Below are 14,081 nucleotides of genomic sequence, written 5' to 3' on the forward strand. Positions count from 1 at the left end.
GGGAAGGCGGGCGGGCGCAGGCACGGGCCGCGGCGGACACACGGCGGACATCTCGTGGACATACCGCGGGGGCGGTCACCCTGGAGTGACCGCCCCCGCGGGAAACTCACACGTTCGGCGGCGGTCCGTCGATCGGACGGCCGATCAGTCCGGGCCGCTGCTGCCAGGGCGCCGGGCCGCCCGGCGGCCGGTACTGGACGCCGAGCGCGTCGAGCCGGCGGTAGTGCTCCGTCATCCGGTCCTCGAAACCGTCGAAGTCCCGCTCGGCGGAGGGCGGGAGCGCACTCCAGGCGACCTCGGCGAACGCGGCCAGGCGCGGGAACACCTGGTAGTCCACGCGCGAGGAGTTCTCCATGACCTCGGTCCACACGTTGGCCTGGGTGCCGAGCACCCGGCGGGCCTCCTCGCGGGTCAACTCCGGCGGCACCGGCTCGAACCGGTAGACGTCCTCCAGCGTGCGGACGAACCCGATCGGTACCGGCTCGTCGGGGCCGTCGTGCTGACGGTGGTCCAGGTACACCTGTTGTTCCGGGCACATGACGACGTCGTGACCGGCGCGCGCGGCGGTGATGCCGCCGCCGTAGCCGCGCCAGGAGGAAACCGCCGCGCCGGGTGCGAGTCCGCCCTCCAGGATCTCGTCCCAGCCGATGAGCCGCCGGCCGCGCTCGGAGATCCAGGTGTCGAAGTGGCGGATGAACCAGGACTGGAGCTCGTCCTCGTCCTTGAGGCCCAGTTCCCGGATGCGGGCCTGCGCCGCCGGGGACTCCTTCCACTGGTCCTTGGGGCACTCGTCGCCGCCGATGTGGATGAACGGCGAGGTCTGGGCGGGGAAGAGGTCGAGCACCTCCTCCAGGACGCCCTCGTAGAAGCGGAGGGTGTGTTCGGTGGGGGCGAGGATGTTGGGGCTGACGCCCCAGGTGTCCCAGACGGAGAGCGCGGCCGTGTCGATGACGTCCGTGTTCCCGAGCTCCGGGTAGGCGGTGATGGCCGCCTGCGAGTGGCCCGGTACGTCGATCTCCGGGATGACGCGGATGTGGCGGGCGGCGGCGTAGGCGACGATCTCGCGGATGTCGTCCTGGGTGTAGTAGCCGCCGTGCGGCTTGTCCTCCCACAGGGGGGAGGCCCGGTGGCCCCACTTGGTGCGGGAGCGCCAGGCGCCCGCCTCGGTGAGCTTCGGGTAGCGCTTGATCTCGATGCGCCAGCCCTGGTCGTCCGTGAGGTGGAAGTGGAAGACGTTCAGCTTGTGCGCAGCGAGGAGGTCCAGGTAGCGCAGTACGCCTTCCTTGGGCGTGAAGTGGCGCGAGACGTCGAGCATCATGCCCCGCCACCCGAAGCGCGGCGAGTCCTCGACGGTGACCGCGGGCAGCGTCCAGCTCCGGGCCGGGTCGAGGGGCACCCGGCGGTGGGCTTCGGCGCCGAGCAGCTGGCGCAGGGTCTGGGCGCCCCAGAACACGCCGGCCCCGCTGCCGCCCTCGATACGGACGGTGGGCGCCGCCACGCTCAGCCGGTAGCCCTCCTGCGGCAGTTCGGGGTCGATCGCCAGTGCCAGGCGGTCGATCAGGGTGCCGTCGCCGTCCCCGGCGGGCGCTCCGTCGGCGGGGGCCTCCGCCAGCAGCAGTCCGGTCGCCGCACCGAGGTACGTGCGCAGCCACCGGGCGGTGTCCTCGGTGCCCGGTCCGGTCTCCAACAGCGTGCCGGCGTGCAGCGCGAGGCGCTGGTCCCCGGCGTGCGCCAGTCGCAGCGGGGCGGGGATGAGCGCCCCGTCGTGCGCCGGAGCTCCGGTCCGTTCGGTCGCGTTCGTCACAGCGTCACCCGTCATCACGTCACCCGTCCCCACGTCAGTGGTGGATTCACTCGTGTCATCCGTTGTCCGTCCGCCCTGCACTGAGCGTCCGTCCCCTCTCCGGTCTCCGGTTCCGTGGCCGTCGGTGGTCAGTGGTGTCATCGGGCTCGTCTGCTCGTCGGTGCTCTTCGGTACTGGCCGGTGCTGGCCGGTGCTCGTCGGGTGCCTCGGGTCCGGGTCAGTCCTTGACCGCTCCCCCGAGCCCGGACACCAAACGGCGCTGCACGAGCACGAAGAAGATCAGCACCGGAATGGTCATCACTGTAGACGCCGCCATGATTCCGCCCCAGTCGTTCTCGTCCGGCTTGAAGAAGACGAGCAGGGCCATCGGCAACGTGGATTGCGAGGTGTCGCTGATGATGAAGGACTTGGCGAAGAGGAAGTCGTTCCAAGCGGAAATGAAGGAGAACACGCTCGTCGCCACGAGACCCGGGAACACCAACGGGAAGAGGATCTGCCAGAGGAATCGACTGCGGCTCGCGCCGTCGAGTGCGGCGGCCTCTTCCAGGGCCTCCGGAACGGCCTTCACGAACCCCCTGAGCATCCAGATCGCGAACGGCAGCGAGAAGGCGATGTGCGGCAGGATCAGGGCGCCCAGCGTGTTGAGCTGGCCGAGGTCCCGCATCAGGAAGAACAGCGGGATCGCGAGCCCTTCCACCGGCACCATCTGCGCGATGAGGAACATGATGAGCAGGGTGGTGCGGAATTTGAAACGGAACCTCGTCACCGCCGTGGCGGCGAGGAACGCGATGATCGCGGACACCAGGACCACGGATACCGCGACGATGAGGCTGTTGAGGAAGTAGCGACCGAAATCCTGCTGCCCGAAGAGCCGTTGGAAGGAATCCAGCGAGGGGTTCAAGGTCCAGGGCCGGGCCTCGGTCGACTCGATCTCCCCGGCCGGTTTGAAGGCCGAGAGGACCATCCAGTACAGGGGGAACGCGACCACCGCGGCGACCACCAGGGCCGTCAGTTCGGCGGCCAGTCGCCACGGTCGCTGGATCAGTCCGCCGCCCAGCCGGAGCCGACGCCCGCCGCCGCTCCCGCCGCGCTCGGACGCCCCGTCCGCCGGGGAACCGTCCGGGCGGTCCTCGGCGGGGGCGTCCACCGGGGTGTCGGGGTCGCCGTCGCGCGGGGCGTCCGCGTGGCCGCCCTCCACCGCCGTGCCGCTCACAGTTCCTCCCCCTGGCGCCGCAGCAGCCGCAGATAGACGAGCGTGACCACGAGCAGGATCAGCAGCATGACCACGCCGATGGCGGAGCCGAGGCTGTACTGCGAGGACGCGAACGCCTTTTGATACGCGTACACATTGAGGACCATGTTCTGGCCGGCGATGCCGCCGCCGTTGGTCATCACGTAGATCTGGGTGAAGACCTTGAAGTCCCAGATGATGGACTGGATGGTGACGACCACGAGGATGGGGCGCAGCATCGGCATGAGCACCGACCGCCAGATCCGCCACTGCGAGGCGCCGTCCAGCGACGCGGCCTCCAGCACCTCGGAGGGCACCGCGCGGATGCCCGCGTAGACGGTGACCATCACGAACGGGAACGAACACCAGACCACTTCGAACAGGACCAGCGCGAAGGCGCTGAGCCGGTCGTAGGTCCACGAGTGGTCGCCGAGCCCGAGGACCTTGTTGACGGGTCCGAAGTCCGGGTCGAACAGGAACACCCACACCGTGGAGCCGGTGACCGCGGGGGTCGCCCAGGCGCCGAGGGCCGCCATCATCAGGGCGAGCCGGGGCACGGCCCGGATGCGGGTGAGCAGGACCGCCAGGGCGCAGCCGATGGCGAGCGTGGAGACCACGCAGGCGGCGGCGAACAGCACGGTGGCCAGGAGCACCTGCCAGAACTGTTCGTCGCGGAAGAGCGTGGCGTAGTTGTCGAGCCCCTTGAAGGTCGTCGGTTCGCCACCGCTGACCTGGGCCTGGGTGTACTCCAGGAAGGAGATCAGACCGAGCTGGTAGATCGGGTAGACGAGGAGGCCGGCCAGGACGACCAGGGCCGGCGCGAGGTACAGCCAGGGTGTCCAGGCGGAGCGCCCGGGGCGCCGCGGCGGCCGGGCGCCGGACCTGTTCGGCCGGCGCCCCCGCCCGCGCAACGCCGCCGGGGGCTTGTCGACGGTGATGTCGTGCGTCATGGGTCAGGACTCTCGGTTCAGCCCGCGGAGGAGAAGGCGTCGTTCATCTTCTTCGCCGCGTCCTTGGAGGCGGTCGCCACGTCCTTGCGGCCGCTGACGACCTCCTGGAACATCGTCGGCAGCACCAGGGAGGCGTCGATCTGGCCCCAGGCGGGCGAGGCGGGCACGAACTTGGCGCCCGCGGCGAGGGTGTCGATGAAGGGCTTGATGAACGGCTGCTCGGCCGCGGCGTCCTTGCGGACGTCCGTGAAGGTGGGCAGGAAGCCCATCGCCTCGAAGAGTTCGCCCTGCGTCTTCTTGCCGGCGATCTCCTTGACGAGGTTCACGGCGAGGGTGCGGCGCTCGGTGCTCTTGAGGACGCCGATGTTGTTGCCGCCGGCGAAGGCGGGGGCGATCTCGCCCTCCTTGACGCCGGGCAGCGGGACCACCGCGTACTTGTCCTTGACCTTGCCGGCTTCCACCGCGGCGTGGCTGAAGTCGCCGCCGATCGCCATGCCCGCCTTGCCGGACGCGAAGGCGGTGACGGTGTCGTTGCCGCCCATGCCCGCGCACTTGGCGGCCGGACAGTTGTCGTCGCCGAACAGCGAGGTGTACGCCTTGATGCCCTTCTGGGAGGCGGCGCTGTCGAGGGCGGACTGGTACTTCCCGCCGCTCTCCGAGGCTATTTCGCCGCCGTTGGACCAGAGGAACGGCATGGCGCCGTAGGTGTACGCGCCGCCGACCGCGAGGCCGTAGAGCTCCGGCTTGGCCTTGCGGATCTTCTTCGCGGTGCTGATCAGCTCGGCCTGCGTCTTGGGGACGGCGAGGTCGAGCTCCTTGAGGATGTCGGTGCGGTAGTACAGGGCGCGCACGCCGACGAAGTAGGGGGCGCCGTAGACCTTGCCGTCGACGGTGACCGACTCGCGGGCCGTGGGGTCGGTGTCCTTGGCGTCCGCCCAGTCGCCGAACTCCTTGGTGATGTCGGCGAGCCCGCCGTCCTTCACGTAGCCGGCGGTGTCGGTGTTGCCGTACTCGACGATGTCCGGGGCGCTCTTGGGGTCGTTGAACGCGGCCTTGATCTTCTCGGCGCGGGTCTCGACGGGGATGTACTCGACCTTGACGTCGGCGCCGTCGTTGGCCTTCTTGAAGGAGTCGATGGCCCGGTTGACCACGTCCTCCTTGGGCTTGTTGTTGACCTCCTGGAACAGCCAGACGCGCAGGGTGCCGGACTTCTCGTCCTTGTCGGACGAGTTGTCCGAGCTCTGCGGGGCGCAGGCGGTCGCGGTCAGGGCGGCGACGGTCAGGGCGGCGAGGGCGGCGGACCGTCGACGCTGGCCGGCCGTCGCCCGGTTCATGAACTTCTGCGGGAGCTTCATCGAGCGGTCCTCCGAGTTCACGTTGCAATATGCGCAACGAGTGTTTCGCGGTGCACAACAAGACGGAGGCTAAGGCGGTTCCCTGGGTTCATCAAGGGTTCAGCGGACGGTCTCAACCAGTCCGTGACCGGCGGAAGCAGGGTGCGCAACGGGGTGCTGGGTTTTGTGGTGATTTGGTCCCGACAGGTCTGGACCATTGGGACGTAGCCCTCGCCGGGCCGGCGCTCTTCCCGTGCGGGTGCGATGTCCCGTGCGGGTGCGCTGCGGCTTTTGCGCAGTTCCCCGCGCCCCTTGATCGGGTGCGTCCGGCCTCGGGTTCGTTGTTCGGCGCGGGTGCGCTGTTGGTTTTGCGCAGTTCCCCGCGCCCCTATCGGGGTGCGATCACCCTGCGGTGCGCTTTGCTGTGCGGGTGCGTGGTCGGTTCGCGCAGTTCCCCGCGCCCCCTGAGCGGGTGCGTCCGGCCTCGGGTTCGTTGTTCAGTGCGGGTGCGCTGTTGGTTTTGCGCAGTTCCCCGCGCCCCTATCGGGGTGCGATCACCCTGCGGTGCGCTTTGCTGTGCGGGTGCGTGTCTGTCGGGGGACCGCGCGCGCCCGCCAGAGCGCCCCGACGGGGAATCCACCGCGTGCCCGCGCCGAACAACAGAGCCGAGGCCGGACGCACCCGCTCAGGGGCGCGGGGAACTGCGCGAAGCAACAGCGCACCGTACAGAACAGCGCACCGTCAGGTGTACGCACGGGATCAGGGGCGCGGGGAACTGCGCGAAGCAACAGCGCACCTCACGGGACAGCGCACCGTCAGGTGTACGCACCCGCACGGGACAGCGCACCGCACGGTGAAATGCGTGTGGCGGGGCCCACCTGAGGGCCCCGCCACGCGACTCGTTCCGTACCGAAGGACGGACCTACTTGCCGTCCTTGCCGTTCTTTCCGTCCTTGCCGCCGATGCCCATGGACTCGTAGATCTCCTTGCACATGGGGCACACCGGATACTTCTTCGGGTCGCGGCCCGGCACCCAGACCTTGCCGCAGAGCGCGACGACGGGAGTGCCGTCGAGCGCGCTCGCCATGATCTTGTCCTTCTGGACGTAGTGGGCGAAGCGCTCGTGATCGCCGTCACCGTGCGAAGTCTGCGGCGTCGGCTCGACGAGGGTCCCCGTACCAGTCCCGCGCTCGGGCTCGGGCTCAAGAGTGCTCATAGCTGCCAAGGGTACTGAAACCCGGGGGTATCCGGTCCCACGGGCGCCGGGGTGCGGGACCCGTCCCCGTCAGTTGAGGGACGGGTCGTCCGGATAGGTCGCCACCATCGCCAGCTCGCTGCGCTGCCGCCGCAGGACCTCCCGCCACAACCGTTCGGGCACCGGCGAGGACACGTCCCCGGGCTCCGACTCCACGACGTACCAGGCGCCCTCGCCCAGCTCCTCCTCCAACTGGCCGGGGCCCCAGCCCGCGTACCCCGCGAAGATCCGAAGCGAGCCGAGGGCGGCGGCCAACAGCTCCGGCGGGGTCCCCAGGTCGACCAGGCCGATCGCGCCGTGCACCCGGCGCCAACCGAGCGGCGCCCGCTCGGCGGAACCACCGCCGGGGATCACCGCGACGCCGAGCGCCGAGTCGAGCGAGACGGGGCCGCCCTGGAAGACGACGCCCGGCTCACCGGCCAGCGCGGCCCAGCCCTCCAGGACGTCGCCGACGCCCACCGGCGTCGGGCGGTTGAGGACCACGCCGAGCGAGCCCTCCTCGTCGTGGTCGAGGAGCAGCACCACCGCGCGGTCGAAGTTGGGGTCGGCCAGGGCGGGCGTTGCCACGAGCAGCCGCCCTGTGAGCGAGGACACCTCGGTCATGGATGACATGATCCCGCATCTTCCCCGCCCCGGGGCGTCAACTCCCGGACCGGGACGTCCGCCGTCCGCCCGCCCGCTGACGGGGTCGACCGACGGGCGCCGGAGGTCACCCCGTGTGCCCGGATGACCCCGTTTCGTGTTGTGGCGAAGTCATGACGGACCCGTGGCCGCAGCGGGCTTACAGAAGGGGGGTGCGCGGCCATTACGCTAGCTGCTCGGCCCCCTGCCCGTCTCACTCGGAACGCGAGATACATGACCGTCAACGACGATGTCCTGCTTGTCCACGGCGGAACCCCGCTGGAGGGCGAGATCCGTGTCCGCGGCGCGAAGAACCTCGTGCCCAAGGCCATGGTCGCCGCCCTGCTCGGCAGCGGTCCCAGCAGATTGCGCAACGTTCCGGACATCCGTGATGTCAGGGTCGTCCGCGGTCTGCTCCAGCTCCATGGCGTGACGGTCCGCCCCGGCGAGGAACCGGGCGAGCTGGTGCTCGACCCGACGCACGTCGAGAGCGCGAACGTCGCGGACATCGACGCCCACGCGGGTTCCTCACGCATCCCCATCCTGTTCTGCGGCCCGTTGCTGCACCGGCTGGGCCACGCGTTCATCCCCGGCCTCGGCGGCTGCGACATCGGCGGCCGTCCGATCGACTTCCACTTCGACGTGCTGCGGCAGTTCGGCGCGCGCATCGAGAAGCGCGACGACGGCCAGTACCTGGAGGCGCCGCAGCGGCTGCGCGGCACCAAGATCCGGCTGCCGTACCCGTCGGTCGGCACGACCGAGCAGGTGCTGCTGACGGCGGTGCTCGCCGAGGGCGTCACCGAGCTGTCGAACGCCGCGGTGGAGCCGGAGATCGAAGACCTGATCTGCGTGCTCCAGAAGATGGGCGCGATCATCGCCATCGACACGGACCGCACGATCCGCATCACCGGCGTGGACAAGCTCGGCGGCTACACCCACGCGGCGCTCCCGGACCGGCTGGAGGCGGCCTCCTGGGCGTCCGCCGCGCTGGCGACCGAGGGCAACATCTACGTCCGCGGGGCGCAGCAGCGCTCGATGATGACGTTCCTGAACACCTACCGTAAGGTCGGCGGCGCCTTCGAGATCGACGACGAGGGCATCCGCTTCTGGCACCCGGGCGGCACCCTGGACGCCATCGCGCTGGAGACGGACGTGGCTCCCGGGTTCCAGACCGACTGGCAGCAGCCGCTGGTGGTCGCCCTGACCCAGGCCACCGGGCTGTCGATCATCCACGAGACGGTGTACGAGTCGCGGCTCGGCTTCACCTCGGCGCTGAACCAGATGGGCGCGCACATCCAGCTGTACCGCGAGTGCCTGGGCGGCTCGCACTGCCGGTTCGGGCAGCGCAACTTCCTGCACTCCGCGGTCGTGTCGGGACCCACCCGGCTCCAGGGCGCGGACCTGGTCATCCCGGACCTGCGGGGCGGGTTCTCGTACCTGATCGCCGCGCTGGCCGCGCAGGGCACCTCCCGGGTGCACGGGATCGAGCTGATCAACCGGGGTTACGAGAACTTCATGGACAAGCTCCAGGCGCTCGGCGCGAAGGTGGAGCTGCCGGGCGGGGCCCCGCTGAGCGACTGAGCGGGCCGTACACGGTCGAGAAGGGCCCCGGACGACCGTCCGGGGCCCTTCCGGCGTCGCAGGGCGTTCCTGGCGCCTCGGTGGGCGGTACACGCGCCTGGCGGGCCCGTGGGCGCCGCCCGGGGCCGGACGGGGCTCCGAGGACCGGACGGGCGGTACGGAACGCGACGGGGCGGCACCCTGGCCCGGGTGCCGCCCCTTGTCGCCTGTGTGGGTCCCGTGCCGTCTCCGGCACGGGCACGGGCCGCCTTACTTGCCCTTGGCGGCTTCCTTCAGCTTGGACCCGGCGGAGACCTTCACGCTGTACCCGGCGGGGATGTTGATCGGCTCACCGGTCTGCGGGTTGCGGGCGGTGCGAGCGGCACGGAGGGTGCGCTCGAAGGTCAGGAAGCCGGGGATGGTGACCTTCTCGTCGCCCTTGGCGACGATCTCGCCGACCGTCTCGGCGAACGCGGCCAGCACGGCGTCGGCGTCCTTGCGGGTCACCTCGGCGCGGTCGGCCAGCGCGGCCACCAGCTCACTGCGGTTCATGTTTGTACTCCCGTGTTCATCTTGCCGTTGAGGCGTGAGATCGAAGCCGATGCTGCCAGGTTCCTCGGTCGGGCCCCTGACCCGGGTCCGTCGCCGGACCCTCGCGCCCAGAGAGGCATCCTGCCCCCACCTGCGGCGGGAACGCCAATCCGGCACCCCTGGGAGTCACACGAAAAGCGCCACCGCCGCGAAACGGTGACGCTCCGTTCGGTCCCGGAAGCGGAGCGCAGGGGGCTGTTGGGTCGGCCGGTCCCCTGCTGGCCGCAAGCCTAAGCGGGGGGTCGGCGGTCGGTTTTCGCGACGCGCCGACCCCGTGGGTTCCTCCGGGTGGCGGTCAGCCCCGCTCGGCGGCGGCGGCAGCGGCCTTGGCGGCCTGGCGGACGGCTCCGGCGACGGCCGGGGCGACCTTGTCGTTGAAGACGCTCGGGATGATGTAGTTCGGGTTCAGCTCGTCCTCGGTGACGACGCCCGCCAGCGCGGTGGCGGCGGCCAGCATCATGTCCGTGTTGACGGTGTGGGACTGCGCGTCGAGCAGACCGCGGAAGACGCCCGGGAAGACCAGCACGTTGTTGATCTGGTTGGGGAAGTCGGAGCGGCCGGTGGCGACCACGGCGGCCGTCTGACGGGCGATCGTCGGGTCGACCTCGGGGTCCGGGTTGGCCAGGGCGAAGACGATGCCGCCGTCGGCCATCGCGGCGACGTCCTCGCCGCCGAGGACGTTGGGGGCGGAGACGCCGATGAAGACGTCCGCGCCGCGCACGGCCTCCTTCAGGGTGCCGGTGAGGCCCTCGGGGTTGGTGTTGTCGGCGATCCAGCGCAGCGGCGACTCGGAGTCGGCGGACACCAGGTCCTCGCGCCCGCTGTGCACCACGCCGTGGATGTCGGCGACGACGGCGTTCTTGACCCCGGCGGCGAGCAGCAGCTTGAGGATGGCGGTGCCGGCGGCGCCGGCGCCCGACATCACCACGCGCACGTCGCCGATCGCCTTGCCGACCACCCGCAGGGCGTTGGTGAGGGCGGCGAGGACGACGATGGCGGTGCCGTGCTGGTCGTCGTGGAAGACGGGGATGTCGAGGGCCTCGCGCAGCCGTGCCTCGATCTCGAAGCAGCGGGGCGCGGAGATGTCCTCCAGGTTGATGCCCGCGAAGCCGGGGGCGATGGCCTTGACGATCTCGACGATCGCGTCGGTGTCCTGGGTGTCCAGGCACAGCGGCCAGGCGTCGATGCCGGCGAAGCGCTTGAAGAGGGCGGCCTTGCCCTCCATCACGGGCAGCGCGGCCTTGGGGCCGATGTTGCCGAGGCCGAGGACGGCGGAACCGTCGGTGACCACGGCGACGGAGTTGCGCTTGATGGTGAGCCGGCGGGCGTCCTCGGGGTTCTCGGCGATCGCCATGCAGACCCGCGCCACCCCGGGCGTGTAGACCATGGAGAGGTCGTCACGGTTGCGAATGGGGTGCTTGGACTGCATCTCGATCTTGCCGCCGAGGTGCATGAGGAACGTACGGTCGGAGACCTTGCCGAGGACGACGCCCTCGATGGTGCGCAGCTTGCCGACGATCTCCTCGGCGTGCGCGGTGGAGGTCGCGGCGATGGTGACGTCGATGCGCAGCTTCTCGTGGCCGGAGGCGGTGACGTCGAGGCCGGTCACCGAGCCCCCGGAGGACTCGACGGCGGTCGTGAGCTGCGATACCGCGGTTCCGCTGGCGGGCACCTCCAAGCGGACCGTCATCGAGTAGGAGACGCTGGGCGCCGTTGCCATGGCCGACTTCCTCTTCTTCCCTCTGTGTCGCGTGCACGTCGTCGTGTCACGTGCGCGCCGCCCGGCGGGGCCGGACAGCGCCTTCCGATGGTCGCACCTACCGTCGGGTACGCGGTAGCCGCCCCGTATTGCGAAGCTTTTGTTCACGCAGCCGGACCGTTGCTTACGGAAGTTCCCTTCCAGCATACGGAATCCGCCGGGGCCGCCGTGCGGCCCACGTCACAGCCGAGAGGCCCGCGTCACGAAGGACGCGGGCCTCTCGGTCTCGCTGGATGACACCGACCCGCCATGCTCGCCTCGCGGCAAGTGGTCGCTCGTAGCGACGAAGGTTGGGCCCGGGGGCTTGGATCGGGCCGGTGTCACGTCCACGGTAACAAAGGATCCCCGCAAGGCAATTCCCGTCGCCCGGGTCCGCCCCGCATCAGGCCGAACGGACGGTGCCGGGTCACCCGCGGGAGTGGGCCTCACTCCCTCAGCAGGTCGGGAACACCGTCCGCGTCGGGTTCGTCACGCGCTCCGGACAACACCGTGAGCTGCTGGGTCGCGCGGGTCAGGGCCACGTAGAGCACCCGCAGCCCGGCGGGCGACTCGTCGGCGATCTCCGCCGGGGACACCACGACCGTGGCGTCGTACTCCAGGCCCTTGGCCTCCAGGCTGCCGAGGGCGACGGCCCGGTCCCCCAGCCCGGCGAGCCAGCGCGCGGCCTCCGCCCGGCGGTTCATGGCGACGACGACGCCGACCGTGCCGTCCACCGCGCCGAGCAGCCGTTCGGCCTCCGCGCGCACGGCGGCCCCCAGCCCCTCGTCGCCGACGGTCGCGAACCGGGGCCGCAGGCCGGTGGAGCGCACCGCGGACGGCGAGGTCGCGCCGGGCATCGCCAGGGCCAGGACCTTCGCGGCGAGCTCCGCGATCTCGGCCGGGTTGCGGTAGTTCACGGTGAGGGTGAAGCGGCGGCGGGGACGGCTGCCCAGCGCCTCGCCTTGGGCCTCGGCCGCCTCGTCCACGTCCGACCAGGAGGACTGTGCCGGGTCGCCGACCACGGTCCAGGTCGCGTGCCGTCCGCGGCGGCCCACCAGCCGCCACTGCATGGGCGTGAGGTCCTGTGCCTCGTCCACGATGACGTGCGCGTACTCGACCCGTTCGGCGGCCAGCCGCTCGGCCCGCTCGCGCCGGGTCTCCTCGCGCACCGGCATCAGCTCCTCCAGGCCGGTGAGCTGGTCCAGCGGGTCGGCCTCGCGGCGCTGGCGGGGGCGGGCGGGGGTGCCCAGGATCGCCTGGAGCTCGTCGAGCAGCGCCACGTCGTGGACGGAGAGCGCGCTGCGGCTCAGGGAGCGGGCCACCCGGCGCGCCTCCCCCGGGTTGAGGATCCGGCGCGACCAGCGGGCGAGCCGCTTCTCGTCGCCCATCGCGGCCAGCACCCGGCGGGGGGTCAGCTCCGGCCACCAGGCGTCCAGGAAGGCGGTGAAGGAGTCCTCCGAGGTGACGTCCTCGTCGAAGGAGGAGCGCAGTTCGGCGGCGAGTTCGGGATCGGTGTGCCGGGAGGCCGAGCCGGACTGCGCCCACAGCGCGTCCAGCAGCAGCCGGCGGGCCCGCGGGCGCAGCAGGTTCACCGGGGCGGTGCCGCCGAGGGCGGCCTCGCGGATGCGGGCGAGCCGGTCGGCGTCGAGTTCCAGGCGGCGGCCGTGCGCGACCACCCGCAGCCGCTGCGTCGAGGTCTCGGCCGCGGCACCGGCCGGGGGCGTTTCCAGGGCGCCGCGGGCCGCCTTGCGCAGCACCCGGACCATCCTGGACGAGCCCTTGACCCGGGCGGTCGCCGGGGCGTCGTACACGGTGGCCTCGGCGCCGTCGACGAGGTTGCCGAGCGCCCGGATCGCGACCTGGCCCTCCTCGCCGAGCGAGGGCAGCACGCCCTCGGTGTAGGCGACCAGCAGCGGGGTCGGCGAGACGATCAGGATGCCGCCGGCGTAGCGGCGCCGGTCCTGGTAGAGCAGGTACGCGGCCCGGTGCAGCGCGACGGCCGTCTTGCCGGTGCCGGGCCCGCCCTCGACCAGGGTGACGGAGGCGGCCGGGGCGCGGATCACGAGGTCCTGTTCGGCCTGGATCGAGGCGACGATGTCCCGCATGGTGTGTCCGCGGGCCTGACCGAGCGCGGCCATCAGCGCGCCGTCCCCGATCACGGGCAGTTCGTCGCCGTCGAGGTACGCGGTCACCTCGGGGCGCATCAGGTCGTCCTCGACGCCGAGGACCTTGCGGCCCCGGGAGCGGATCACCCGGCGGCGGACGACCCGGCCGGGTTCCACGGGCGTCGAGCGGTAGAAGGGCGCGGCGGCGGGCGCCCGCCAGTCGATGACCAGCGGGCTGTAGTCCGCGTCGAGCACGCCGATCCGACCGATGTGCAGGGTCTCCGCGATGTCCGCGACCTGGCGGGCGGGGTCCTCGGGGTCGACGCCGATGACGCCGTCGGCCGGTTCGACGGAGGTGTACGCGCCGTCGGGCCCCCGCTGGCCGTCCTTGCCCTCCAGCAGGTCGATCCGACCGAACAGGAAGTCCTCGAACTCGTTGTTGAGGCGGTTGAGATGCGCTCCGGCGCGGAAGACCTGCGCATCGCGCTCGGCGAGTGCGCCGGGCGTGCCGACCTGGCTGAGCCTGGCCGCGTCCCGCATCAGGAATTCGGCGTCCTGGATCTTCTCCTCAAGGCGTCGGTAGACCTGGTCGAGATGGTCCTGTTCGACACCGATCTCGCGTTCACGGACCGAGTCGAGAGCGGCGTGCTGAGCGGCCACCGGGCCCCCTTCTGACGTGCATGGCAGCCGTCCACCGTACGCCACCGGACCCGCCGGGCGCCACGCGCCGCCGCCCTCGGGAGACGGGTCCGCCCGCCCGGCCCCGTCGTCCACCGCACCGGCCGCAGGAACCGTCCCGCCCGCCCCGTCCCGCCGGGCCCGTCCTGACCGCCGGCTCCGTGGGGGCTTTCGGCGCCCGGGACGACAAGACGCCCGGACGCTGCCCCGCGCT

At 71.2% G+C, this 14,081-nt stretch carries 10 protein-coding genes; 1 reads left to right on the top strand and 9 read right to left on the bottom strand.

What is annotated here, in order from left to right:
* Nucleotides 1-106: 106 nt before the first annotated feature.
* From ACFYOU_RS08310 to ACFYOU_RS08335, 6 genes are all read right to left on the bottom strand, one after another.
* The gene (locus ACFYOU_RS08310) at nucleotides 107-1,819 is read right to left on the bottom strand and encodes a family 20 glycosylhydrolase (protein ID WP_391304167.1); all 1,713 of its coding nucleotides are present in this window, start codon (nucleotides 1,817-1,819) and stop codon (nucleotides 107-109) included.
* Between the two features lie 202 nt (nucleotides 1,820-2,021).
* Nucleotides 2,022-2,861 carry a carbohydrate ABC transporter permease gene (locus ACFYOU_RS08315; protein ID WP_387007708.1) on the bottom strand — a complete coding sequence of 280 codons (840 nt, stop codon included), beginning with the start codon at nucleotides 2,859-2,861 and terminating at the stop codon, nucleotides 2,022-2,024.
* A gap of 152 nt (nucleotides 2,862-3,013) precedes the next feature.
* Nucleotides 3,014-3,985 (bottom strand): ABC transporter permease subunit, encoded by a 972-nt coding sequence (locus tag ACFYOU_RS08320; RefSeq protein WP_391304168.1) that lies wholly within the window; start codon nucleotides 3,983-3,985, stop codon nucleotides 3,014-3,016.
* A gap of 17 nt (nucleotides 3,986-4,002) precedes the next feature.
* Nucleotides 4,003-5,319, bottom strand: a complete 1,317-nt coding sequence (locus tag ACFYOU_RS08325) for an extracellular solute-binding protein (RefSeq protein ID WP_391304231.1) — start codon at nucleotides 5,317-5,319, stop codon at nucleotides 4,003-4,005.
* Between the two features lie 922 nt (nucleotides 5,320-6,241).
* Nucleotides 6,242-6,535, bottom strand: coding sequence for a DUF3039 domain-containing protein (locus tag ACFYOU_RS08330; RefSeq protein WP_387007633.1), 294 nt, complete (start codon nucleotides 6,533-6,535; stop codon nucleotides 6,242-6,244).
* A 69-nt stretch (nucleotides 6,536-6,604) separates the two neighbouring features.
* Nucleotides 6,605-7,177, bottom strand: a complete 573-nt coding sequence (locus tag ACFYOU_RS08335; protein WP_389762293.1) for a YqgE/AlgH family protein — start codon at nucleotides 7,175-7,177, stop codon at nucleotides 6,605-6,607.
* A 252-nt stretch (nucleotides 7,178-7,429) separates the two neighbouring features.
* On the opposite strand from ACFYOU_RS08335, the gene murA reads away from it, so the two are divergent.
* Nucleotides 7,430-8,776 (top strand): UDP-N-acetylglucosamine 1-carboxyvinyltransferase, encoded by a 1,347-nt coding sequence (gene murA / locus ACFYOU_RS08340; protein WP_389762291.1) that lies wholly within the window; start codon nucleotides 7,430-7,432, stop codon nucleotides 8,774-8,776.
* A 249-nt stretch (nucleotides 8,777-9,025) separates the two neighbouring features.
* Here the strand turns inward: murA and ACFYOU_RS08345 are convergent, their stop codons facing one another.
* The 3 genes from ACFYOU_RS08345 to ACFYOU_RS08355 form a co-directional block, all read right to left on the bottom strand.
* Nucleotides 9,026-9,307 (bottom strand): HU family DNA-binding protein, encoded by a 282-nt coding sequence (locus tag ACFYOU_RS08345; protein ID WP_385486861.1) that lies wholly within the window; start codon nucleotides 9,305-9,307, stop codon nucleotides 9,026-9,028.
* Nucleotides 9,308-9,641: 334 nt separating this feature from the next.
* Nucleotides 9,642-11,066 carry an NAD-dependent malic enzyme gene (locus tag ACFYOU_RS08350; RefSeq protein WP_389762288.1) on the bottom strand — a complete coding sequence of 475 codons (1,425 nt, stop codon included), beginning with the start codon at nucleotides 11,064-11,066 and terminating at the stop codon, nucleotides 9,642-9,644.
* Between the two features lie 464 nt (nucleotides 11,067-11,530).
* Entirely contained in the window at nucleotides 11,531-13,876 is a 2,346-nt protein-coding gene (locus ACFYOU_RS08355) for a UvrD-helicase domain-containing protein (RefSeq protein ID WP_391304232.1), read from the bottom strand.
* Between the last annotated feature and the right edge of the window lie 205 nt (nucleotides 13,877-14,081).

Source organism: Streptomyces sp. NPDC005955 (assembly GCF_042871255.1).
GTDB lineage: Bacteria > Actinomycetota > Actinomycetes > Streptomycetales > Streptomycetaceae > Streptomyces.

What these genes read in the sequence shown, in the direction of transcription:
- ACFYOU_RS08310 (WP_391304167.1), bottom strand. Translation starts at nt 1,819, where the DNA reads ATGACGGGTGACGCTGTGACGAACGCGACCGAACGGACCGGAGCTCCG.
- ACFYOU_RS08320 (WP_391304168.1), bottom strand. Translation starts at nt 3,985, where the DNA reads ATGACGCACGACATCACCGTCGACAAGCCCCCGGCGGCGTTGCGCGGG.
- ACFYOU_RS08325 (WP_391304231.1), bottom strand. Translation starts at nt 5,319, where the DNA reads ATGAACCGGGCGACGGCCGGCCAGCGTCGACGGTCCGCCGCCCTCGCC.
- ACFYOU_RS08330 (WP_387007633.1), bottom strand. Translation starts at nt 6,535, where the DNA reads ATGAGCACTCTTGAGCCCGAGCCCGAGCGCGGGACTGGTACGGGGACC.
- ACFYOU_RS08335 (WP_389762293.1), bottom strand. Translation starts at nt 7,177, where the DNA reads ATGACCGAGGTGTCCTCGCTCACAGGGCGGCTGCTCGTGGCAACGCCC.
- murA (WP_389762291.1), top strand. Translation starts at nt 7,430, where the DNA reads ATGACCGTCAACGACGATGTCCTGCTTGTCCACGGCGGAACCCCGCTG.
- ACFYOU_RS08345 (WP_385486861.1), bottom strand. Translation starts at nt 9,307, where the DNA reads ATGAACCGCAGTGAGCTGGTGGCCGCGCTGGCCGACCGCGCCGAGGTG.
- ACFYOU_RS08350 (WP_389762288.1), bottom strand. Translation starts at nt 11,066, where the DNA reads ATGGCAACGGCGCCCAGCGTCTCCTACTCGATGACGGTCCGCTTGGAG.